The organism is Variovorax paradoxus (assembly GCF_022009635.1).
In the GTDB taxonomy this organism is placed as follows: Bacteria; Pseudomonadota; Gammaproteobacteria; order Burkholderiales; family Burkholderiaceae_C; genus Variovorax.
This window is the reverse complement of record NZ_CP091716.1, coordinates 239,403-260,221: the sequence shown is the minus strand read 5'-3', so window position 1 is coordinate 260,221 and position 20,819 is coordinate 239,403. Positions and strand designations below refer to the sequence as shown.

Below are 20,819 nucleotides of genomic sequence, written 5' to 3'. Positions count from 1 at the left end.
GGTGTTGTCTCGCTGTTCGAGAGATGCCGCGGAACCGGCTTTGCCGGGCCGCTGGCGTCGCCCCCTGGAAGGGGGTTGGCGTGTACACGAAGTGAGTAAGACTGGGGGTTAGTTCGAAAACGCGGCGATGCCGGTGATGGCGCGGCCCAGGATGAGCGCGTGGATGTCGTGCGTGCCTTCGTAGGTGTTGACCACTTCCAGGTTCACCAGGTGGCGGGCCACGCCGAATTCGTCGCTGATGCCGTTGCCGCCCATCATGTCGCGCGCCATGCGGGCGATGTCCAGCGACTTGCCGCAGTTGTTGCGCTTCATGATCGAGGTGATTTCCACCGCGGCGATGCCTTCGTCCTTCATGCGGCCCAGGCGCAGGCTGCCTTGCAGGCCCAGCGTGATCTCGGTCTGCATGTCGGCCAGCTTCTTCTGGATGAGCTGGTTGGCGGCCAGCGGGCGGCCGAACTGCTTGCGGTCCAGCGTGTACTGGCGGGCGCGGTGCCAGCAGTCTTCGGCGGCGCCCAGGGCGCCCCAGGAGATGCCGTAGCGGGCGCTGTTCAGGCAGGTGAAGGGGCCCTTGAGGCCCTGCACTTCGGGGAAGGCGTTTTCCTCGGGGCAGAACACGCCGTCCATCACGATCTCGCCGGTGATGCTGGCACGCAGGCCGACCTTGCCGTGGATGGCGGGGGCCGAGAGGCCCTTCATGCCCTTTTCGAGCACGAAGCCGCGAATGGGGCCGACCGTGCCGCTTTCGCTGACTTCCTTGGCCCACACGACGAACACGTCGGCGATGGGCGAGTTGCTGATCCACATCTTCGAGCCGCTGAGCGAGTAGCCGCCCGGCACCTTCTTGGCGCGCGTGGCCATGCTGCCGGGGTCGGAGCCGTGGTCGGGCTCGGTCAGGCCGAAGCAGCCGATCCATTCGCCGGTGGCGAGCTTGGGCAGGAACTTCTGCTTCTGCGCCTCGGTGCCGAATTCGAAGATGGGCACCATCACCAGCGAGCTCTGCACGCTGGCCATCGAGCGGTAGCCGGAGTCGACGCGCTCGACTTCGCGGGCGATCAGGCCGTAGGCCACGTAGTTGAGGCCGGGGCCGCCGTACTGCTCGGGGATGGTCGGGCCGAGCAGGCCGAGCGCGCCCATCTCGCGGAAGATGGCCGGGTCGGTCTCGCCGGTGCGGAAGCCTTCGGTGACGCGGGGCGCCAGGCGCTCCTGGCAGTAGGCGTTGGCCGCGTCGCGGATCATGCGTTCTTCGTCGGTCAGTTGCTGGTCGAGAAGAAGGGGGTCGTCCCAGTGGAATTGCGCTTTGGCGGCCATGTGGCTGTCTCCGGAGAAGGGGGAAGAAAACAAAAAGAGGGGGATCGGTCGATCCTAGCCACCGGGGAGCCATGACGCAAACGAGGATTCCTCACCCAGATATGCGTTCGTAGAATGTCTTGCAAGATGTTCCGGCAGCTTCTCCATTGGCGGGCGCTGCGTTCCATTCATACTTTCCAGGCATACATGCGCCGCAAGATACCGCCCCTGCAGACCCTGGTGTGCTTCGACGCGGCAGCGCGCCACGAGAGCTACACGCGCGCCGCGCAGGAACTGGCCCTCACCCAGAGCGCGGTGTCGCGCCAGATCGGCACGCTCGAAGCCTTCCTGGGCGTGGCGCTGTTCCGCCGCACGCGGCATGGCGTGGCGCTCACGGCCAGCGGGGCGGCCTATGCACGCCAGACCGCCAAGCGCCTCGAGGCCATGGAGCGCGACACGCTCGACGCGATGGCCCACCAGGGCGAAGGCGGCTCCCTCTCGCTGGCGGCCGTGCCCACCTTCGCCACCCGCTGGCTCATGCCGCGCCTGAAGGGCTTCGCGGCGCTGCAGCCCGACGTGGTGGTGCACATCGAGACACGCACCCGCCCTTTCCTCTTCGCCGACGCGGAGTTCGACGCCGCGCTCTATGCCGGCACGCCCGCGCAGGTCGAGAACTGGGCCGGCACGCATGCGCTGCTGCTGATGCACGAGGACGTGGTGCCGGTGTGCAGCCCCGCCCTGCTGCCGCGCGGCAAGGCCGTGACGCCGGCCGCCATCGCGAAGATGCCGCTGCTGCAGCAGAGCACCCGGCCCGACGGCTGGCGCCAGTGGTTCGACGCGCAGCAGATCGACGCGCCCAACGCGCGCGGCGGACCGCGCTACGAGCTGTTCTCCATCCTCGCGGCCGCCGCCTCGCACGGCCTCGGCGTGGCGCTGATGCCGACGATGCTGGTGGCCGACGAACTGGCGCGCGGCGAGCTGGTGGTGGCATGCGCGCGGCCGCTGTCCGGCGAGCGCAACTACTACCTCGTCACGCCGGAGCGCGCCGACCAGCGGCCGCTGCTGAAGTTCTTCAGCGACTGGCTGCTCGGGCAGGCGCGGCAAGGCTGAGGCGGACATGCCGCGCGATCACCGCTGCGAATACGAATGGCGCATGCACAAGGTGCTGACGCACATCGACGACCACCTCGACGAGCCGCTCGAGTTGGCGGCGCTGGCCGACGTGGCGCACTTCTCGGCGTATCACTTCCACCGGCTGTTCGCGGCATGGGCCGGCGAGACGCTGGGCGACTACATCCGCAGGCGCCGGGTGGAGGTGGCGGCGCTGCGGCTGGCGACGCAGCCGCGCGTGTCGGTGCTCGACGCCGCGCTGTCGGTGGGCTTCGGCTCGGGCGAGGCGTTCTCGCGGGCCTTCCGCGCGCACTTCGGCAGTTCGCCGACGGCATGGCGCGCGGCGCACCGCTGGGCGCCGACAGACACACAGAGCAATCCTGATCAGACCGCCTTGCACGGCTTCACGAAGAATGTTCCTTCATCGCGCGACACCGCGCCAACGGAGGCAACGCCCATGCACGTCGATCTCATCACCCGCCCGCCCGTCACCATCGCCTACCTGCGTTACGTGGGCCCGTTCGGCGCGCCGGTGGGCGCCTTCTGGAACACGCAGGTGGCCCCCTGGATCACCGTGCACAACCTGTGGCCGCATGCGCGCTACGGCATCAGCCACGACGACCCGAGCATCACCGCGCCGGAGCATTCGCGCTACGACGCTGGGGTGGAAGTGCCGGAAGGCTTCGTGCCCGACGGCGGCTTCCAGAAGACGGTGCTGCCCGGCGGGCGCTACGCGTCGATGAGGTTCCACGGCCTGCCGCCGGAGATCAACGCCGCCTGGACGCGCCTGCTGCGCGACTGGCTGCCGGCCAGCGGCTTCCAGTTCGACAACCGGCCCGCGTTCGAGCACTACCCGCCGGGCGGCGCGTTCGACGAGAAGACCGGCGCCTTCGAATGCAACATCTGCATCCCGATCGCGCCGCTCTGAATGGCGTAAACCGCCGCTAGCGCAGCGCGATGCCGAGCGAGTCGAAAGGCGCGTCGAACTCGGCGCGCCAGGACTGGCCGGGCTCCAGCGGCCAGGCGTCGGTCCAGGTGCCGGTGGTGACCACGTCGCCGGGCATCAGCGCCGGTGCGCCGGGGCAGCGCTGCAGTTCCTGGTTGAAGTGGTGCAAGGCATGCAGCGGGCCGTCGAGCACGTTGACGCCCTTGCCTTCCTCGACGAGCGCATCGCCGCGGTAGAGCCTCACGCGCGTGCGGCCGAGCAACTCGTCCAGCGCCTGCGCACTGGTGGCGAAGCGGCCGACCGATGTCTCATTGCCGACCAGCAGGCGCGCATGCAGCGCGCCATCGGCCACGGTGTCGGCGGCGCTGAACTTCCAGCCGGGCAGGTGCGACTGCACGATCTCGAAACCCGGCGCGAGCCATGCGATGCAGCGAAAGAGCTCTTCCAGCGTGGCGCCTTGCGGCGGTGTCGCGGCCATGCCGAACACGATCTCCGGCTCCAGGCGCGGCTGGCAGAGCTTGTCCAGGCTCAGTTCGGCGGCGCTGCTGCTGCCGCTGCTGCTGATTCGTGTGAGCGTCGTGTGCCACACGGTGCCCCAGATGGGCGCATAGACCTCGTAGCGGGGCCAGATGGTGCGGTTGGTGAAGCCGATCTTGTAGCCGACCGGGCGCTCGCCCCGCGCGATGCGCAGCGCGCGCAGGGCCAGCGCCTGCTGGTAGGCCGCGTCGACGTTCGCGGCAATCGGGAGCGGGCGATCGGCCGGCCACGGCAGCCCCCGGTCGTAGTGCTCGAGGACGGCTTGCGGCGTCATGGCATCAACCCTTCGCGGGCCGCGCGCCTTCCCTGGCGTAGGCCTCTATCAGCGCCGGAAAGGCATCCATCGCGGGCAAGGCGCCGAAGCTGTGTTTCGCGGGCGTGGTGGCCCAGGGCAGCTTCTCGTCGGTCCAGGTTTCGACGAAGGGCTCGACCCATGCGTGGCGGTCGAGCATCGACGGCCGGAGGTTGACGAAGTAGTCGAGGCCTTCGGTGCGGGTGAACATCCAGCTCTTGCAGTGCGGGCAGAAGAAGTGATGCGACTCGGCGCCGTGCAGACCGCCGACGACGGGTTCGCCCGACACGACCTCGAAGCCCTGCGCGGGAATGGCGAGCGAGAGCGAGAAGGCGCTCGCGCTCATGGCCTGGCAGCCGGTGCAATGGCAGGCCATCGACAGCAGCGGCGGCGCGCTGATGCGCAGGCGCACCTGGCCGCAGCGGCAGCCGCCGGTCCAGGGGAGTTGCCAGCCGTCGCCGGCTTGATCGGGAGATGGATTCGAGGTGGTGCTCATGGGGTGCTCCGGCCCGGTGGTTGTTGCGGTGTGATTTTCTGCTTCGGCGGCGAGCCGCGTTGCGGCTTGAACGGCCCCGCCACTTTCTCGAGCCACGGATCGCACACGGCCCGGAGTTGAGGATCGACCTTGAACTGGGGATCGCGCGCGTCGAAGAGAACCGACTTCTTCGCCTGCGCCCGCACCAGCGCGAAGGCGTCTTTCTCCGAGCGGCTGTTGTCGAACATGAGCGTCATGTTCGCGATCTGCGCCGCGTGGCCGACCGCGGCCTGCGTGCGGGGAAAGCGCTCGACCAGTTTCTTGCGGTCCACGTCGTGGCCGCCCTGCTGCTTGCGGGTGCTCACGCGAAAGACGGACATGTCCACCGACACCAGGCCGACGAAGAGCAGCACGACGAAGTAGCCCGCCTGCTGCATCGCGCGGATGTCGTCCGCCTTCGACTCGTGGCCGCCACCCGGCAGCGGCTTCCAGTGGGAGAAGACCGTCTCGAAGGCGAAGGGCATGCGCTGGTCCATCACCAGGCTCTTGAACGCGCGCACGCCTTCCTGGGACAGCACCTGCCACTTCAGGTCGTCGTCGCGCAGCTGCTGGGCCCAGAGGGGGATGTGGCCCGTCCGGGGGTCGGCGTCCGGCAGGATGGACATCATCATCCGGTCGGCATTGATGAGCGGCAGCCGCAGCGACGCGGCCAGCCGCGAGTACCAGAGCGTGGACTTGCCGGAGCCGTTGTGGCCCGCGAGAACGAACGCCACCGGGCGCGGCCCCTGCGTCTGCTCCAGGAGCTTCTCGAGGCTCGGCGGACGCAGGCTCACGCCTTGCTCGCGCGGAACCTGCCGTCGACCAGCCGGCCGATCACCTTGGTGCCGTCGGCGGCTTCGCGAACGACCTTGGTCGGGTCTTGCGGGTAGGCGTAGTAGGCGAATACCTTGGCCGCGTTGGGGCCCCGAAAAACGACGGACCGGTCGATGCCCGGCTTGGCGAGCGCTCGGGCCGCCTTCTTCAGCAGCACCGTGGTGTTGTCTTCGGGACGCACGACCGGTCGCGGGGCCCTGCCGACCTTCACCAGCGCCATGCCGCGCCCCAGCGTCGCCACCGAACGGCCTTGCACCAGCTGCCCCGACGGGTTCTCGCGAGCGGTGGTTTTTTCTCTTGCCATGGACGGATGATCGCTCAAAACACGGGAGGCTCGTTGCCTGCCGGGCGAAAACCCGCGTCCGAAAACGGCGAGCGGCGCGGCCGCCGAGACCGGACACTCAAGGCATGACAACGCCCGCATCCCTCGTCGAAGCACTCGACTGGCCCCGCATCGAAACCGAACTCGCCGCCCGCGGCTGCGCCACCACCGGCGTGCTCTTCACGCCGAAGGAGTGCGCCGCGCTTTCGGCCATGTACGACCAGCCCGCGCACTTCCGCAGCCGCGTCGTGATGCAGCGCCACGGCTTCGGCCAGGGCGAGTACCAGTACTTCGCGAACCCGCTGCCGAACAAGCTGGCCGCATGGCGCGGCGCCCTGTACGAGCGCCTCGCGCCGCTGGCCAATGCCTGGGCCGCCGCGATGGGCCAGCCCGCCGACTACCCGCCGGAGCACGCCGACTACCTCGCGCGCTGCCACGCTGCGGGCCAGCTGCGCCCCACCCCGCTGCTGCTGCGCTACCAGGAAGGCGACTACAACTGCCTGCACCAGGACCTCTACGGCGACCTGCAGTTTCCGCTGCAGCTCACGGTGCTGCTGAGCCAGCCGGGCGAAGACTTCACCGGCGGCGAGTTCGTGCTGACCGAGCAGCGCCCGCGCATGCAGTCGCGCGCCGAAGTCGTCTCGCTCGCACGGGGCGAGGCGGTGATCTTCGCGGTCAACCAGCGGCCGGTGTCGGGCACGCGCGGCAGCTACCGCGTGACGATGCGCCACGGCGTGAGCCGGCTGCGCTCGGGACGGCGGCATACGCTGGGCATCATCTTCCACGACGCGCGCTGAACACGGCGGCCCGGCGCCGCGCCACAGGGCTTTCCCGCACGACCGTTCTTCTTGGCCGACGCAAGCACAACGACAGCCAAGAGCAGCGAAAATCCCCACCGCATCCGGCACCCGCCAGGATCCCCGACACCAACGATCGGGGCCGCGGGCCCGCCGGATGCCGATCCGCGCCTTCGCGGCGCGGGTGTGTTCGAGTGGTCGTCAGGGAGCTGTATGAACAAGAACTCGTCCGGGAATCCGGATGTGGCGGGAAAGCCGCCTTTCGAATCCGCCGCCACGGCGCCGCCCCCCAGGCGCTCGCGGCACTTCAGGGTAGATGTGGGCACCATCGTCAGCGCGGTGGCGCTCACGCAGTCGCTGCTGCTGGTGTCGCTTGGCTATTGGGGGTCGCAGCGGCTGGTGTCGCGGATCGGCATATCCGCGCACAAGGCCAATCACGACCGCACCGAAGACAAGGTGCAGGCCTTCCTGCAGAAGGCCGAGTCGGTGATCGGCGCGGTGGGCAGCGCCCCCAGCCTGCGGCCCGCGGGCGAGCAGTCCGAGAGAACCTCGGAGCTTCTGTGGACGCTGCTGGCGCAATCGCCCGAGCTCGACAGCATCTACGTGGCGAATGAAGCCGGCCAGATGCTGATGGCGCTGCGCTACCCCACGCCCGCCATGCGGCACATCGAGCGCGGACCGGCGTTCACCACCGAGACCTGGCACTACAAGCCGCCGCCCGTGGCCGAGGCCGATGCGCAAGACCGCTACGCCACGCAGCGCGTGGAGACCCTTCGCAGCAGCTACGACCCGACGCGGCGCAGCTGGTATCTGCAGGCCCGCAAGGCGCAGGGGCCGATCTGGACGCAGCCCTATGTCTTCGCCGCCGCGCAGGAACTGGGCGTGACCTACGCGCTGCCGGCCAGGCGCCGCGATGCCGCGGGCAGCACGCAGGCGCTGGTGGTGGCGGGCGATGTGTCGCTGGGGCGCCTTTCAGGATTCGTGCAGCAGTTCAGCAGCAGCGGCGGCTATGGCGACAGCGCCCTGCTGAGCGCCGACTTCCATGTGCTCGCGCGCAGCGACCACCCGGGCGTGCTGCACAAGCTGGAGGCTCCATCGGGCGCGCTCGGCGCGCTGCACGCCCGCATGCTGGCCGACGGCACCGCGGGCAGCCACCATGACACCGCGTTTTCCTTCACCTACGAGGGGCACAACTACTTGGTGCAGACCTCGTTCATCCACAGCACGGGCTGGCAGCTGGTGAGCTGGGTGCCCGAAGACATCCTGCTGGGCGAGCTGCGGCATGCGGTGCTGCTGGGCGTGCTGCTGGCGCTTGCCTTCCTGGCGTTCGCGCTGTTCATGTCGCTCAAGCTGTCGAAGCTGGTGACCTCGCCGGTGGAAAACCTCTCGCACATCGCGCGGCGCATCGGCCTGCTGGAGCTCGACAACCTGCCGCGCGAGCCCAGCCGCGTGCTCGAGATCCAGCACCTGGACCAGGCGCTGGACGACTCGGCGCGCAGCCTCAAGGCCTTCAGCAAATTCGTGCCGGTGGACGTCATCAACCAGCTGGTCGCCGACGGCCATGCGCTCGCGCCCAGCGGTTCGCCGCGCCGGGTGACGGTGACGTTCACCGACGTGGAGGGCTTCACCTCGATCTCGGAGTCGCTCGACACCGACGTGCTGGTGGGCATGCTGACCGAATACTTCAACCTCGCGACGGCGGTGTTCGCGCGGCACGGCGGCATGGTCGACAAGTTCATCGGCGACGGCATCATGGTGCTGTGGGGTGCGCCCGCCGACCTGCCGGACGCGGAGTACAAGGCCTGCCTGGCGGCCCTCGAGCTGCATGTGGAAATGGACGAGCTCAACCGCCGGTGGGAAGAACAGGGCCTGCCCGAATTCCGCACGCGCGTGGGCATTCACACGGGCATGGTGATCGCGGGGGTGCTGGGCTCGAACGACCGGCTGTCGTACACCGCGTTCGGCGACGTGATCAACGTGGCGAGCCGCATCGAGGGCATCAACAAGCAGCTGGGCACGCAGGTGCTGATGTCGGAGGTGACGTTCGCGGGCCTGCAGGGCCGGCTGCATGCGCGCCGCATCGAAGAACTCGTGGAGCTGCGCGGCCGCCAGACGCCGCTGGTGCTCTACGAACTGATGACTTCTTAGCGCCCGCCTCAGCGCGGCGACTGGGTGACGCGCACCAGCACCAGGTTGGCGCTGGTGCCGTTGCCCTGCGTGAGCACCGAGTACTGCGTGTCGTTGATGAACAGCAGCTGCTCGCCGCGCGAGATGCGCGCCGACACGGCATAGCGCATGCGCGGATCGATGCGGGCCGCATCCGCCTTCAGCTCGTAGGCGAACGGCGGCTGCCTGCCGTCGGCCTTGAAGCGCTGCTCGGCCAGCACGGTCGAGGGCGCATCCATGCGCGACACGTCGAGCAGCTGCACCACGACCTCGGCCGCGGGGTCGAGCGCGATGCGCTCGCGGTAGGCAACGGTGCCGGTCACCCGCAGCTGAGAGGCTCCGGCAGCGGGTCCGGACGACGAAGGCGCCGCGCAGGCACCCAGCAAAGAAGCGCCTGCCACGGCGGAAAACATGAGGAGGCTGGTACGTCTTTTCATCCGCCCATTATGCGGAGGCACGCTCCGCGGCGAAGGCCACATACCACTCGAGGCTTCCGGGGTTTGCCATCGCCTCGCGGTTGACCACCTTCTCCAGCGGCTGCCCCAGCAGCAGCTTCTTGATCGGCAGTTCCTGCTTCTTGCCCGAGAGCGTGCGCGGGATCTCCGGCACCTGGAAGATGTCGTTGGGCACGAAGCGCGGCGACAGCGAGGTCTTGATGGCGTTGTTCAGCCGCGCGCGCATGCCGTCGTCGAGCGCCACGCCCGGGCGCAGCACCACGAACAGCGGCATGTAGCTGTCGCGGCCCAGGTATTCGAGGTCGACCACCATCGAGTCGAGCACCTCGGGCAGGCCTTCGACCGCGCTGTAGATCTCGCTGGTGCCCATGCGCAGGCCCTGGCGGTTGATGGTGGCGTCGCTGCGGCCGTAGATGATGCAGCCGCCGTCGGTGCCGATCCTGATCCAGTCGCCGTGGCGCCAGACGCCCGGGTAAGTGTCGAAGTAGCTCGACAGGTAGCGCGCGTTGCCTTCGTCGCCCCAGAAGTACAGCGGCATCGACGGAATGGGCTGGGTGCACACCAGCTCGCCAACCTCGCCGATGACGGGCTGGCCGTCGTCGTTCCAGGCCTCCACGGCGTGGCCGAGTTCGCGGCACTGCATCTGGCCGGGCACTTCGGGCAGGTCGCGGTTGCCGCCGACGAAGGCGCCGCAGAAGTCGGTGCCGCCGGAGATGTTGCACCACCACACCTCGCTCGAACCCGCGTCGAGAATCTGCCGCGAGCCCCAGCGCTGCACTTCCTCGGGCAGCGGCGAGCCGGTGCTGCCGAGCGCGCGCACGGCCGACAGGTCGCCGCAGTCCCTGGCGACGAGGCCGGCCTTCATGCAGTTGGTGAAGTAGGCCGCGCCTGCGCCGAAGAAGGTGACCTTGTGCCGCGCGACGAAGCGCCACAGTACGCTCCAGTCGGGCTTTTCCTTGCTGCCGGCCGGGTTGCCGTCGTAGATGCAGATGGTGGCGCCGAAGGCCATGCCCGAGAGCTGCGAGTTCCACATGACCCAGCCGGTGGAGCTGTACCAGTGGTAGCGCTCGCCCAGGTTGTTGGCGCCGTAGCTCGCGCCCACGTCGTTGTGCAGGCCGCAGGCGTGCATGGTGAGGATGATGCCGCCCTGCCCGTGCACGATGGGCTTGGGCAGGCCTGTGGTGCCGCTGGAGTAGACGATCCAGATCGGATGGTCGAAGGGCAGCCATTCGGGTTCGAAGGCGTTCACCTCGTCGTCGTAGCGGCCGATGGCACGCGACCAGTCGATGTCGTGCGGCACCGCGTTGGCCGCGAACGGCGACTTCACCAGCACCAGCTTCTTCACGCTGGGCAGCTGGCCGCGCAGCTCCTGCAGCACCGCGCTGCGGTCGAGCGGCTTGCCGCCGTAGTGCACGCCGTCCACCGCGATCAGCACCTTGGGCTCGATCTGCCGGAAGCGGTCGGCCACGGCGGCGGTGCCCATGTCGGGCGCGCACACGCTCCAGACCGCGCCGATGCTGGAGCACGCCAGGAACGCGACCATGGTTTCGGGCACGTTGGGCATGTAGGCCGCGACACGGTCGCCGCGGCGCACGCCCAGCGCCCTGAGCGTGAGCGCGACCGACGCGACCTGGCGGCGCATTTCGGGCCAGGACATCTCGCGCACGTCGCCGCGTTCGTTGTCGCTCACGATCGCGGGCATGCCGGCGGCATGAGCCGCGTCGACGTGGCGCAGCACCTCGCGCGCGTAGTTGACCTGGGCGCCGGGAAACCACTGCGCGCCGGGCATGCGCCGTTCGGCCAGCACGGTGGCGCCGGACGCGAGCGGCGTGGGCGACTGAATGGCGGCGTAGTCCCAGATGCTGCGCCAGAAGGCGTCGAGCTCGGTGGTCGACCAGCGCCACAGCGCGTCGTAGCTGTCGAAGGAAAGGCCGTGCTTCTCGCGCAGCCAGTTCTGGTAGAGGCGGATCTGGGGAATGTTGGGGGCGGACATACCGAGAGCGTAGCGCCGCGAACGACCGTGCTCAATCCGGGTTGACCTCAGGGTTTGTACGCGTGTTCAAGTTTTTTGTACAAGCGTTCAATACGCCCCGATGAGCACCCGCACACCGACCACCAAGCGCGGCGCCCTGCGCGCCGCTGCACCTGCCTCCGCAGCAGTCGCCGCCGAGACTGTCCGCCCCGACCGCAAGCACGCCATCCTGCTGGCGGCCGAGAAACTTTTTGCGCGGCACGGCTACCACGTGGTGACGATCCGCCAGATCGCCGAGGAGGCCGGCGTGCCGCTGGCGCTGGTGGGCTACTACTACGGCCAGAAGCACGAGCTGTTTCACGCCATCTTCGAGCACTGGGGCCACACCATCGAGGAACGGCTGGCCGGCCTGGCCGCCCTGACCCTCGACCCCGAGGACGTGCGCACCCTGCCCCGCATCATCGAAGCCTTCACCGCGCCCGTGCTGGCGCTGCGCGCGAGCGCCGAGGGCGAGTACTACGCGCTGCTGGTGGCGCGCGAGCTCTACCACGCGACCGAGGAAGCCGACCGCGTGCTGCGCGGCTACTTCGACCCGCTGGCTGAGGCCTACATCGACGCGCTGCACATCGCGCTGCCGCACGCCACGCGCAGCCAGGTCGCCTGGGGCTACCAGTTCGCGCTGGGCTCGCTGCTGCACCACCTGAACGACAGCCGCATCGAACGGCTCTCGCGCGGCGAGAACAAGCGCGCCGACCCGGCCGTGGCGCCGATGCTCGTGAACTTCATCGTCGGCGGACTGCGCGCCGCGCTGCCCCGGCCGAAGGCGGCCAGGAATCCATCCACGAAAACCACCCCACGGAGACAGAAGACATGATGACGAAGACCCCGATGAAACGGCGCACCCTGCTGTCGGCGATCGCTGCCGCATCGGCCGCCGCGGCGCTGCCGGCGTTCGCGCAGTCCAACCCGAAGATCGTGTTCGGCTACACGGCCGTGACCGACTTCGCCTCGGCCTTCGTGGCCGCCGAGGAGGGCTACTTCAAGAAGCGCAATCTCGATGTCGAACTCAAGTTCATTCCGCTGAACTCGACGATCCCGGCCGCGCTGCAGTCGGACTCGCTGCAGATCGGCGGTCCCACGCCCTCGGTGTTCCTGCAGGCGGTGGACGGCGGGCTCGACCTGGTGCTGGTGGCCGGGGGCGGGCTCACGTCCAAGACCATCACCGGCTTCGGCCTGGTGGCGCGCGCGGGCTCGGGCATCAAGAGCGCCCAGGACTGCGTGGGCAAGAAGATCGGCGTGCCCGGCCTGGGCGCCTTCCTGCACGTGACCTTCCGTGCCTGGCTGAAGGACAGCGGCGTGGACTACCGCAAGGTCAACTTCGTGGAGGCCGCATTCCCGCAGCATGCCGACCTGCTGCGCGGCGGCTCCGTCGACGCGGTGGTGTCGGCCGACCCATTCATGAGCCGCATCACCGAAAGCGGCGCGGGCTACGTGGCTTCGTATTACTCGACCTTCCTGCCCGAGAACAACCAGACCATCGTGCACGCGGCCAAGCGCGACTGGGTGGCGAAGAACCCGACGGCGGCGCGCGCCTTCCGCGAGGCGCTGGTGGAAGCGGCGGCGTTCATGCAGCAGCCGAAGAACGACGCCAAGGTGCGCGCGGCCATCGGCAAGTACATCAAGCTGCCGCCCGAGGTGCTGGCCAAGGTGCAGGTCTCGCCGCCCGGCCCGGTGGTGACCGAGAAGCAACTCGCCTACTGGACCGGGCTCATGAAGGAGCAGGACATGCTCAAGACGAACATCGACGTGGCGAAGCTGGTGGCCAAGTGATCTCCGCGCCAGCCCCCGTCACCGCGCGCGCCGCGCTTCAGGCCGCCGCCTTCCATTCGCCAGCCAGCCCCACGATGCAAGCCACCCCTTTCCTGCGCTTCGACGGCGTGACCATCCGCCTGGGTGGGCGCGAGATTCTCTCGCCCACATCGTTCGACGTGGCGCGCGGCGAGTTCGTCTGCATCGTCGGCCCCAGCGGCTGCGGAAAGACCACGCTGCTGCGCGCGGCCAGCGGGCTCGTAATGGCCAGCGCTGGCGAAGTGCGGCGCAACGGCGTGAAGATGACCGAGCCCTCGCGCGAAGTGGCTTTCGTGTTCCAGGACTACGGCCGCGCGCTGCTGCCCTGGCGCACGGTGGAGGGCAACGTGAGCCTGGCGCTGGAAGCCGCGGGCGTGCCGGTGGCCCAGCGCGCGCCGCGCATCGCCGATGTGCTCGGCAAGGTCGGCCTCGCGAAGCATGCGCACAAGTTTCCGGTGCAGCTGTCGGGCGGCATGCAGCAGCGCGCGCAGATCGCCCGCTGCCTGGCGCAGAAGCCCGAGCTGATGATGATGGACGAGCCCTTCGGCGCGCTGGACGCGCTCACGCGCCAGAGCCTGCAGGACGAGCTGGCACGGCTGGTGCGCGACGACGGGCTTACGGTGCTGTTCGTCACGCACGACCTGGAAGAGGCGATCTACCTCGGAGACCGCGTGATCGCGCTGCAGGCCAACCCCGGCCCGGGCCGTCCCAGCCTCGCGCGGATGATCGACGTGAAGATCCCGCGCCCGCGCGACCAGCTCACGACCAAGGAGCATCCGGAGTACCTGCGGTTGCGGCGTGAGCTGTTCGCTTTCATCGAGCAGGGCCATGATTGAGAACCGCCTCCTGCGCTGGGCACGGCCGTGGGTGGTGCCGCTGGTGCTGATAGGCGCCTTCGAGTGGTACGCACGCCGCGCGTCGGCCTTGGGCAGCGACTCGCTCGCGCCGCCGAGCGCGGCGGCCAGGGCCTTCGTGGGCGCGGCGATGGACGGCTCGCTCTGGCAGGCCACCGGCTTCACGCTGGGCACCGCCGCGCTGGGCCTGCTGCTTGGTGCCGTGCTCGGCATCGCACTGGGCCTGGTGCTCGGGCTTTCGCGCCGCGCGGCGCAGCTCGGGTCGATGTCCATCGAGGTGCTGCGCCCGGTGCCATCGGTCGCGCTGATTCCGCTGGCGATGCTGGGCTTCGGCTTCGGCGTGCGCATGGAACTGGCCATCGTCGCCTTCGCCACCTTCTGGCCTCTGCTGGTGCTGGTGCAGGCGGCAGTGCAGCAGGTCGAGCCCCGGCTGCTGGAGGTGAGCCGCGTGCTGGGTCTGTCGGCGCGCGAGCGGGCCTTCAAGATCGTGTTGCCGGCCATCGTGCCGCGCCTGTTCGTCGCGCTGCGGCTGGGCGTGGCTGTGGCGCTGGTGGTGGCGGTGACGGTGGAGATCGCGGCCAACCCCAACGGCATGGGTTACGCGATGATGATCGCGCAGCAGAGCTTCGACCCCGCGCTGATGCTCGCCTGGCTGGGCTGGATCGGCGTGGTGGGCTTCGCGGTCAACGCGGGCATGCTGCTGTTGCAGCGCATGGTGGCGCGGCGCATGGGGGTGCAGCCATGAAGGCCCGCCCGTACCTGGACCGGCTCGGCTCGCTGGGCGTGCTGCTCGCGCTGGTGGCGCTGTGGTGGGTGGCCAGCAATGCGGGCTGGGTCAGCCGCGTGTTCCTGCCCACGCCGCAAGCTACCTTCGCGAGCCTGCTCGAAGGGCTGAATCTCTCGGGCACCGGTGGCAACGGCGAACTGCTCGGCTTCACGCAGGCCACGGTGGGCCGGATGATCGAAGGCTGGCTGCTCGCTTCGCTGTTCGGCGTGCTGCTGGGCGCGGCCATCGGCGTGTCGCCCTCGGTGCGCGCCTGGGTGCAGCCGACGCTAGAGTTCATCCGCCCCCTGCCCGCTTCGGCGCTGCTGCCGCTGGCCATTTCGATCTTCGGGCTGAACCCCGGCATGGTGCTCTTCGTGGTCGCCTTCGGCGCGATGTGGCCGGTGCTGCTGGCCACGGTGCACGGCTTCGCGGCCGTGGAGCCGCGGCTGTCGGAAGTGGCGCGCTGCCTGCAGATGTCGCGCGCGGCGTACATCTGGAAGATGGGCCTGCCCAATGCGATGCCCGACATCCTGGCCGGCATGCGCCTGGCGCTGACCATTGCGCTGATCGTCGCGGTGGTGGGCGAAATGATCGCCTCGCAAAGCGGCCTGGGCCAGGCCATCTTGCTGGCGGCGCGCGCTTTCCGCGCGAGCGACCTGTTCGCCGGCATCGTGCTGCTCGGCCTCATCGGCTTCGCGAGCAATGCGCTGCTGGCCTTCGCCGAGCAGCGCCTGCTGCGCTGGCAGCACCCCTGATTCCTTCTTCTTCCAACACCAACACCCCACAAGGAGTTCCCATGCCACGCAAATTCGTCGATTTGTCGATCTTCCTGGAGAACGACGTGCTGTCCGACCCGCCGGCCTTCGCGCCCAAGATCCAGTACTTCACGCACGAGCAGACCTACGAGCAGATCGAGCCCTTCTTCCCGGGCCTCAAGAAGGAAGACCTGCCCGACGGCGAGGGCTGGGCGGTGGAGCTGGTGCAGCTGTCCACGCACAACGGCACGCACCTCGATGCGCCCTATCACTTCCACTCGACGATGGACAAGGCGCTGGGAGAAAAGAAGCCCGCCATTGCGATCCACGACGTGCCGCTCGAATGGTGCTTCCAGCCGGGCGTGAAGCTCGACTTTCGCCATTTCGCCGACGGCTACGTGGTCACGGCCGCCGACGTCGAGGCCGAGCTGAAGCGCATCGACCACACGCTGAGCCCGCTGGAGATCGTGGTTGTCAACACGCGCGCCGGTTCGCGCTATGGCAACCCCGACTATGTGTCGGCCGGCGCAGGCATGGGCTATGAAGCGACCATGTATCTGCTGGAGCGCGGCGTGCGCCTCACGGGCACCGACGCATGGAGCTGGGACGCGCCCTTCGTGCACACCGCCAAGAAGTACGGCGAGACGCACGACGCATCGCTGATCTGGGAAGGCCACAAGGCCGGGCGCGACATCGGCTATTGCCACATCGAGAAGCTGCACAACCTGGAGGCGCTGCCGCCCACCGGCTTTTTCATCAGCTGCTTCCCACACAAGATTCGCGGTGCATCCGCCGGTTGGACGCGCGCGGTCGCGATCTTCGACGACGCGTTGATGGCCTCGGTGTGAGGTTCCGTCCATGAGCATTGCACTCAACCACACGCACGACGTTCATGCACGCAGCTGGGTCGAATCGGCCAATGCGGCGGGCGGCGATTTCCCGATCCAGAACCTGCCGCATGCGGTGTTCCGTCGCGCGGGGAGCGACGAGAGCTTTCGCGGCGGCGTCGCCATCGGCGACCAGGTGCTGGACCTCGCGGCGCTGGCCGCGCGCGAGCAACTCGAGGGCCTTGCGCTGCAGGCGGCACGCGCGGCCGCGCAGCCCGCGCTGAATGATTTCTTCGCGCTCGGCGCCAACCCATGGAAGGCGCTGCGCCATGCGCTCTTCGACCTGCTGAAGAACGACGCGCCCGTCGCCACGGTGCAGGCGGTGCGCGAATGCCTCGTGCCGCAGGCCGACGCCGAATACACCGTGCCAGCGCGCATCGGCGACTACACCGACTTCTACACCTCCATCGATCACGCGCTGAACATCAGCCGGCTGATGAATCCCGATGGCGACGTGACGCCCAACTTCCGCTGGATCCCGACGGCGTACCACGGTCGCGTGTCGACCATCGGCGTGAGCGGCCAGCGCTTCCACCGGCCGATGGGCCAGGCGATGGCGCCCGGCGCGAAGGCGCCCACCTACCAGGCCTGCGCGCGGCTCGACTACGAGCTGGAACTGGGCGTGTGGATCGGCACGGGCAACGCGCAGGGCGAGCCCATTGCGCTGGAGCGCGCGGAGGAACACATCTTCGGCATCTGCCTGCTCAACGACTGGTCGGCGCGCGACATCCAGTTCTGGGAGATGGCGCCGCTCGGGCCGTTCCTCGCGAAAAATTTCGCGACCACGATCTCGCCGTGGATCGTGACGATGGAGGCGCTCGCGCCTTATCGGCAAGCGTGGACGCGACCGGCGAACGAGCCCCAGCCGCTGGCCTACCTGGAGAACGCGGCCAATCGCGAAAGCGGCGCGCTCGACATCCGGCTGGAGGTCTGGCTCGAAAGCGAGAAGGCCCGCAAGGAGAAGACCGGGCCGTCGCGCCTGTCGTCCACCAGCTTCAAGCATCAGTACTGGAGCGTGGCGCAGATGGTGACGCATCACACCATGGGCGGCTGCAGCCTGAACCCGGGCGACCTGTTCGGCAGCGGCACGATCTCGGGGCCGGGCGAAGGCGAGGCCGGCGCGATCATCGAGCTGACACGCGCCGCGCAAAACCCGGTGACGCTGGCCAACGGCGAGCAGCGCGGTTTTCTCGAGGACGGCGACGCGGTACTGCTGCGCGGCTGGTGCGAGAAGCCAGGGCATGCGCGCATCGGGTTCGGGGAGAGTCGGGGGACGGTGCTGGCGGCCAGGAGCTGAGACAGGCCGTCGTCGAATCGAATCGCCCAACGAAAAAAAGGCCACCCGATTGGGTGGCCTTTTCTCTACGATTTGGAGCGGGAAAAGAGTCTCGAACTCTCGACCTCAACCTTGGCAAGGTTGCGCTCTACCAACTGAGCTATTCCCGCGTCGAGCCTCAGATTATAGGGTGCTTTTTGACGGGTTTTGCCGAATCCGTGAAAAAAGTTCTTTCAGACCCCGAAGACCAGCGACCGGTGGATCGACACGCCGGCCATCAACCCGTCCGCCGACGCCAGCGTGGCATTGGAAAACGCCATCGCAAGATCGCCCGCCGCGTAGACGCCGGGCACCGTCGACATCTTCATGGCATCGACGCGCAGCACCTGGCCCATCGGGCCGTCGTCGAAGGCGCAGCCGAGATGTTCGGCCAGCGGGCTGGCGGGCCGCGTGTGCGGCGCCACGAACAGCGCCTCGACCGGCACGAGCCTGCCGTCCTCCAGGCGCACGCCGGCCAGGTCCGTCGCCGCGCCTTCCAGGGCAACGATGCGTCCCGGCTCGACGGTCACGCCGCGCGCTTGCAGCCTGGCGCGAACCTCCGCATCGGGCCCTCTGCCGCCGTTCAGGAAGAGCGTGGTCGGGCCCCACTCGGCGATCAGCAATGCGTGGTCCGGCGGACCGCCCGCGTGAAAGAGCAAACCCAACTGGCGATCGCCGAACTCGTAGCCGTGGCAGTAAGGACAGTGCAGCACGCTCTTGCCCCAACGCTCACCGATGCCGCGAATGTCCGGCAGGCCGTCCTGCACGCCGTACGACAGCAGCAGCTTGCGGGTCGAGAGCTGTTCGCCGTTGTCCAGCGACACCGTGAAACCACCTTCGTCATCGGCGTTCGCCGCCGTCACGCCGGCCTTGACGAAGACGACCGTCGGATATGCGAGCAGTTTGTCGCGCGCGTCGGCGACCATCTTCAGCGGCGGCGTGCCGTCCTGCCCGAAGAAGCCGTGCGACGCCGCGGCAAAGCGGTTGCGCGGCGCGCCCGCGTCGACCACGCACACCTTTCGGCGTGCGCGGGCCAGTTGCATCGCGGCGGAAAGGCCGGCAAAGCTGCCGCCCACCACCAGAACGTCATAGCGCATGTTCAATGTCCTTTGAAGTGAAGCCGCCGCCCGTCATGCGGCGGTGAAAGTCCCTGGAAAGATCGGCCAGCGTGATGCTGTTGAAACGTCTGAGCAGCAGCGCCTCGGCCTCCTCGCACACGCCGTCGAGCGCGGCATTCACCGCCTGCTCGACGATGCAGCCCGGGCTTTCGGTGCGGTTGCCCATGGCCAGCAGCGCGGGGGCACCGACGGCGTTGTGCACGTCGCCCAGCGTGACCGCCGAGAGCGAGCACGACAGCACCCATCCGCCGCCGTGGCCCTTGGCCGAACTCACGAACCCCGCCTGCCGAAGGCCCGCCATGAGGCGACGGATGACGACCGGGTTGGTATGCATCGCGACCGCGAGCAACTCGGAGGTGACCGGCCCCTCCATCTCGGCCATGTGCAGCAGCACGTGGAGAACGCCTGAAAGCTTGCTGTCTCGTTTCATGCAACATTATTAGTTGCATAAACAAAAAACGTCCGAAAACGATCTTCCAGACCTTTGAAGAAGCGGGGCTTTGGATGGCGATCTGCTACGGAAATCCCTCTTGTATGGCGCACCAAGTACATGTAGATTTCCAATCGCTTGGGCTAAAGGGTGTTAAGTCAAAAACGGAGTCATGGAAACGTGGCTCGTGGAAATCGAAAGATTTCTGACATCTGCTGGGCACGCCGCGCTTACTTGGATCTCTCTTTCAAGAAGAGCCAGCCTTGTGAGCTTGTCGTGCCTAGGCAGCACGCTTCATACGAGTCTGAAGCGACACTGGCGGCCCAGAGGTAAAAACTGCTGGCGCTCTCCCACTTTCTCAGGGCTGACGAGAGGCCTCGCATGTCGCGAGGTCCGCTTTGAGAAAGGAGCCATGAAGTGGCAAAGAAAAAGCATAGGCGCCCAAGTCGCCAGCGGGCATCACGGAAGCGTATGAGCTTCCCGATAGTTCAATGCGTCATTTGGGTAATCAGACTCATCTGTGCGCTTCTTGATATCGGGAGTTTGCTACGGATGACCTCTGATCCGTGCACTCGACGCATGGACAACAAACCATGCGGTGCTTGGCTGTGTTAGCGCGTCGCGCTCTCTGTACAGGTCAGGTGGACATGTCTACGGCAAAAGGCTATCAACTGGACCAGAGCCCGCTCTACAAACTTGAGAGCAAGCGCAAGCTGGCAAAGCTGCTTTTTTGGGATTTGTCTCGATTGCAAGCATTGGCCAATCGGACTGACAACTATCGCTCCAAGAAAACGATGCATGCCAACAAGGAGCGATCCTTGGAAGTGCCCAAACCAGCGCTGGAGAACGTCCAACGCAGGATCTATCAGTTGCTGGATCGGATCGAAAAGCCAGACTATCTGCACTCAGGGCGCAAGCAGCGTTCTTACATCACGAATGCGCAAGTCCACGCCGGAGCTGTTTGGCTGATCAAGCTCGATATCAAGAAGTTTTATGCGGCGGTTTCTTCTGCACGCGTTTACAGATTCTTCCAAGATGTCATGAGATGCAGTCCCGATGTTGCAAGCCTTCTCGCAAAGCTTTGCACCGCACGCGGCCATCTCGCCATTGGCAGTCGCGTGAGTCAACTTCTCGCGTTCTTCTCGGCCAAACCGATGTTTGATGAGCTTCACGCCCGCGCCCTCGAATACAGCATCAAGGATACTTATTACGTTGACGATCTAACGTGGTCGGGGACGCGAGCAACGGCCGGCTTTCTATGGGAGGTGAAGAAAATCGTCCACCGTCACGGCTTCGAATATCACAGGGCTCGCCTGTATGCGCCAAACAACCCGAAGCTAGTGACAGGTGTACAGATCATCGGTGACCGAATAGCTGTGCCACCTTATCGCGATCGAGAGTTATGGGATGCCATACGAACCTTGAAGAAGCCAAGCGCGTGCACCACTTTGAAGGTCGCCGAGACTTTGCTTAGCAAAGCTGCCGCCTATGCACAAGTGGAAGACAGATTTCAACTGCAAGTAAGGCAGCTACGAGCATTAAGAGCCTCAATGAAACTCACGGCGTCTACAGATCACATAGATGGCCCGCAAGGCGTATAGCCATGTCTTCCTG

At 67.4% G+C, this 20,819-nt stretch carries 21 protein-coding genes and 1 tRNA gene; 12 read left to right on the top strand and 10 right to left on the bottom strand.

Features of this window, described 5'->3' with window-relative positions; all coding sequences use genetic code 11:
• Positions 1-108: 108 nt before the first annotated feature.
• On the bottom strand, positions 109-1,308 hold the full coding sequence (locus L3V85_RS01350; protein WP_237677645.1) for an acyl-CoA dehydrogenase: 1,200 nt from the start codon (positions 1,306-1,308) through the stop codon (positions 109-111).
• A gap of 186 nt (positions 1,309-1,494) precedes the next feature.
• Between L3V85_RS01350 and L3V85_RS01345 the strand changes: the two genes are divergently transcribed.
• Together L3V85_RS01345 and L3V85_RS01340 are read left to right on the top strand one after the other, a co-directional pair.
• Positions 1,495-2,397 carry a LysR substrate-binding domain-containing protein gene (locus L3V85_RS01345; RefSeq protein WP_081267332.1) on the top strand — a complete coding sequence of 301 codons (903 nt, stop codon included), beginning with the start codon at positions 1,495-1,497 and terminating at the stop codon, positions 2,395-2,397.
• A gap of 7 nt (positions 2,398-2,404) precedes the next feature.
• A complete protein-coding gene (locus L3V85_RS01340) occupies positions 2,405-3,325 on the top strand; it encodes an AraC family transcriptional regulator (protein WP_237677644.1) in 921 nt (306 codons plus the stop codon).
• Between the two features lie 16 nt (positions 3,326-3,341).
• Here the strand turns inward: L3V85_RS01340 and L3V85_RS01335 are convergent, their stop codons facing one another.
• The 4 genes from L3V85_RS01335 to L3V85_RS01320 are packed head-to-tail and all read right to left on the bottom strand — an operon-like array spanning position 3,342 to position 5,824.
• Positions 3,342-4,154, bottom strand: a complete 813-nt coding sequence (locus tag L3V85_RS01335) for a 2-keto-4-pentenoate hydratase (RefSeq protein WP_237677643.1) — start codon at positions 4,152-4,154, stop codon at positions 3,342-3,344.
• 4 nt (positions 4,155-4,158) lie between these two features.
• On the bottom strand, positions 4,159-4,668 hold the full coding sequence (locus L3V85_RS01330) for a GFA family protein (RefSeq protein ID WP_237677642.1): 510 nt from the start codon (positions 4,666-4,668) through the stop codon (positions 4,159-4,161).
• Positions 4,665-5,480, bottom strand: a complete 816-nt coding sequence (locus L3V85_RS01325) for a zeta toxin family protein (protein ID WP_237677641.1) — start codon at positions 5,478-5,480, stop codon at positions 4,665-4,667. Before L3V85_RS01325 ends, L3V85_RS01330 begins: the two co-directional genes overlap by 4 nt.
• Positions 5,477-5,824 carry a hypothetical protein gene (locus L3V85_RS01320; RefSeq protein WP_237677640.1) on the bottom strand — a complete coding sequence of 116 codons (348 nt, stop codon included), beginning with the start codon at positions 5,822-5,824 and terminating at the stop codon, positions 5,477-5,479. The genes L3V85_RS01325 and L3V85_RS01320 overlap by 4 nt, the downstream gene beginning before the upstream one ends.
• Before the next feature lie 104 nt (positions 5,825-5,928).
• On the opposite strand from L3V85_RS01320, the gene L3V85_RS01315 reads away from it, so the two are divergent.
• On the top strand, positions 5,929-6,639 hold the full coding sequence (locus L3V85_RS01315; protein WP_237677639.1) for a 2OG-Fe(II) oxygenase: 711 nt from the start codon (positions 5,929-5,931) through the stop codon (positions 6,637-6,639).
• 213 nt (positions 6,640-6,852) lie between these two features.
• Positions 6,853-8,787, top strand: coding sequence for an adenylate/guanylate cyclase domain-containing protein (locus L3V85_RS01310; RefSeq protein ID WP_237677638.1), 1,935 nt, complete (start codon positions 6,853-6,855; stop codon positions 8,785-8,787).
• 8 nt (positions 8,788-8,795) lie between these two features.
• Here the strand turns inward: L3V85_RS01310 and L3V85_RS01305 are convergent, their stop codons facing one another.
• A complete protein-coding gene (locus tag L3V85_RS01305; RefSeq protein WP_237677637.1) occupies positions 8,796-9,128 on the bottom strand; it encodes a YbaY family lipoprotein in 333 nt (110 codons plus the stop codon).
• Positions 9,129-9,249: 121 nt separating this feature from the next.
• Entirely contained in the window at positions 9,250-11,253 is a 2,004-nt protein-coding gene (locus L3V85_RS01300) for an acetoacetate--CoA ligase (protein ID WP_237677636.1), read from the bottom strand.
• Positions 11,254-11,353: 100 nt separating this feature from the next.
• Here L3V85_RS01300 and L3V85_RS01295 point away from each other — a divergent pair, with 100 nt between their 5' ends.
• Genes L3V85_RS01295 through fahA form a run of 7 tightly spaced genes read left to right on the top strand, consistent with a single transcriptional unit; the run spans position 11,354 to position 17,639 of the window.
• Positions 11,354-12,106 (top strand): TetR/AcrR family transcriptional regulator, encoded by a 753-nt coding sequence (locus tag L3V85_RS01295; RefSeq protein ID WP_237677635.1) that lies wholly within the window; start codon positions 11,354-11,356, stop codon positions 12,104-12,106.
• Positions 12,103-13,062: an ABC transporter substrate-binding protein gene (locus tag L3V85_RS01290; RefSeq protein WP_237677634.1), complete on the top strand. Its 960-nt coding sequence runs from the start codon at positions 12,103-12,105 to the stop codon at positions 13,060-13,062. Before L3V85_RS01295 ends, L3V85_RS01290 begins: the two co-directional genes overlap by 4 nt.
• Positions 13,059-13,916, top strand: coding sequence for an ABC transporter ATP-binding protein (locus tag L3V85_RS01285; protein ID WP_414080178.1), 858 nt, complete (start codon positions 13,059-13,061; stop codon positions 13,914-13,916). The genes L3V85_RS01290 and L3V85_RS01285 overlap by 4 nt, the downstream gene beginning before the upstream one ends.
• Complete coding sequence (locus tag L3V85_RS01280) at positions 13,909-14,679, top strand: ABC transporter permease (RefSeq protein WP_237677632.1); 771 nt, start codon at positions 13,909-13,911, stop codon at positions 14,677-14,679. Before L3V85_RS01285 ends, L3V85_RS01280 begins: the two co-directional genes overlap by 8 nt.
• Positions 14,676-15,455 carry an ABC transporter permease gene (locus L3V85_RS01275; RefSeq protein ID WP_237677631.1) on the top strand — a complete coding sequence of 260 codons (780 nt, stop codon included), beginning with the start codon at positions 14,676-14,678 and terminating at the stop codon, positions 15,453-15,455. The genes L3V85_RS01280 and L3V85_RS01275 overlap by 4 nt, the downstream gene beginning before the upstream one ends.
• 41 nt (positions 15,456-15,496) lie before the next feature.
• Positions 15,497-16,303 (top strand): cyclase family protein, encoded by an 807-nt coding sequence (locus tag L3V85_RS01270; RefSeq protein ID WP_237677630.1) that lies wholly within the window; start codon positions 15,497-15,499, stop codon positions 16,301-16,303.
• A 10-nt stretch (positions 16,304-16,313) separates the two neighbouring features.
• Positions 16,314-17,639: a fumarylacetoacetase gene (gene fahA, locus L3V85_RS01265; RefSeq protein ID WP_237677629.1), complete on the top strand. Its 1,326-nt coding sequence runs from the start codon at positions 16,314-16,316 to the stop codon at positions 17,637-17,639.
• Between the two features lie 73 nt (positions 17,640-17,712).
• On the opposite strand, the gene L3V85_RS01260 is transcribed toward fahA, so the two are convergent.
• The 3 genes from L3V85_RS01260 to L3V85_RS01250 form a co-directional block, all read right to left on the bottom strand.
• Positions 17,713-17,788 (bottom strand) — tRNA-Gly (locus L3V85_RS01260).
• 63 nt (positions 17,789-17,851) lie between these two features.
• Positions 17,852-18,754 (bottom strand): NAD(P)/FAD-dependent oxidoreductase, encoded by a 903-nt coding sequence (locus L3V85_RS01255; RefSeq protein WP_237677628.1) that lies wholly within the window; start codon positions 18,752-18,754, stop codon positions 17,852-17,854.
• Positions 18,744-19,205 carry an RrF2 family transcriptional regulator gene (locus tag L3V85_RS01250; RefSeq protein ID WP_237677627.1) on the bottom strand — a complete coding sequence of 154 codons (462 nt, stop codon included), beginning with the start codon at positions 19,203-19,205 and terminating at the stop codon, positions 18,744-18,746. The genes L3V85_RS01255 and L3V85_RS01250 overlap by 11 nt, the downstream gene beginning before the upstream one ends.
• Before the next feature lie 647 nt (positions 19,206-19,852).
• Between L3V85_RS01250 and L3V85_RS01245 the strand changes: the two genes are divergently transcribed.
• Positions 19,853-20,806, top strand: a complete 954-nt coding sequence (locus L3V85_RS01245; RefSeq protein WP_237677626.1) for a reverse transcriptase family protein — start codon at positions 19,853-19,855, stop codon at positions 20,804-20,806.
• Positions 20,807-20,819: the final 13 nt, after the last annotated feature.

What these genes read in the sequence shown, in the direction of transcription:
- L3V85_RS01350 (WP_237677645.1), bottom strand. Translation starts at nt 1,308, where the DNA reads ATGGCCGCCAAAGCGCAATTCCACTGGGACGACCCCCTTCTTCTCGAC.
- L3V85_RS01345 (WP_081267332.1), top strand. Translation starts at nt 1,495, where the DNA reads ATGCGCCGCAAGATACCGCCCCTGCAGACCCTGGTGTGCTTCGACGCG.
- L3V85_RS01340 (WP_237677644.1), top strand. Translation starts at nt 2,405, where the DNA reads ATGCCGCGCGATCACCGCTGCGAATACGAATGGCGCATGCACAAGGTG.
- L3V85_RS01335 (WP_237677643.1), bottom strand. Translation starts at nt 4,154, where the DNA reads ATGACGCCGCAAGCCGTCCTCGAGCACTACGACCGGGGGCTGCCGTGG.
- L3V85_RS01330 (WP_237677642.1), bottom strand. Translation starts at nt 4,668, where the DNA reads ATGAGCACCACCTCGAATCCATCTCCCGATCAAGCCGGCGACGGCTGG.
- L3V85_RS01320 (WP_237677640.1), bottom strand. Translation starts at nt 5,824, where the DNA reads ATGGCAAGAGAAAAAACCACCGCTCGCGAGAACCCGTCGGGGCAGCTG.
- L3V85_RS01315 (WP_237677639.1), top strand. Translation starts at nt 5,929, where the DNA reads ATGACAACGCCCGCATCCCTCGTCGAAGCACTCGACTGGCCCCGCATC.
- L3V85_RS01310 (WP_237677638.1), top strand. Translation starts at nt 6,853, where the DNA reads ATGAACAAGAACTCGTCCGGGAATCCGGATGTGGCGGGAAAGCCGCCT.
- L3V85_RS01300 (WP_237677636.1), bottom strand. Translation starts at nt 11,253, where the DNA reads ATGTCCGCCCCCAACATTCCCCAGATCCGCCTCTACCAGAACTGGCTG.
- L3V85_RS01295 (WP_237677635.1), top strand. Translation starts at nt 11,354, where the DNA reads ATGAGCACCCGCACACCGACCACCAAGCGCGGCGCCCTGCGCGCCGCT.
- L3V85_RS01290 (WP_237677634.1), top strand. Translation starts at nt 12,103, where the DNA reads ATGATGACGAAGACCCCGATGAAACGGCGCACCCTGCTGTCGGCGATC.
- L3V85_RS01280 (WP_237677632.1), top strand. Translation starts at nt 13,909, where the DNA reads ATGATTGAGAACCGCCTCCTGCGCTGGGCACGGCCGTGGGTGGTGCCG.
- L3V85_RS01275 (WP_237677631.1), top strand. Translation starts at nt 14,676, where the DNA reads ATGAAGGCCCGCCCGTACCTGGACCGGCTCGGCTCGCTGGGCGTGCTG.
- L3V85_RS01270 (WP_237677630.1), top strand. Translation starts at nt 15,497, where the DNA reads ATGCCACGCAAATTCGTCGATTTGTCGATCTTCCTGGAGAACGACGTG.
- fahA (WP_237677629.1), top strand. Translation starts at nt 16,314, where the DNA reads ATGAGCATTGCACTCAACCACACGCACGACGTTCATGCACGCAGCTGG.
- L3V85_RS01255 (WP_237677628.1), bottom strand. Translation starts at nt 18,754, where the DNA reads ATGCGCTATGACGTTCTGGTGGTGGGCGGCAGCTTTGCCGGCCTTTCC.
- L3V85_RS01250 (WP_237677627.1), bottom strand. Translation starts at nt 19,205, where the DNA reads ATGAAACGAGACAGCAAGCTTTCAGGCGTTCTCCACGTGCTGCTGCAC.
- L3V85_RS01245 (WP_237677626.1), top strand. Translation starts at nt 19,853, where the DNA reads ATGTCTACGGCAAAAGGCTATCAACTGGACCAGAGCCCGCTCTACAAA.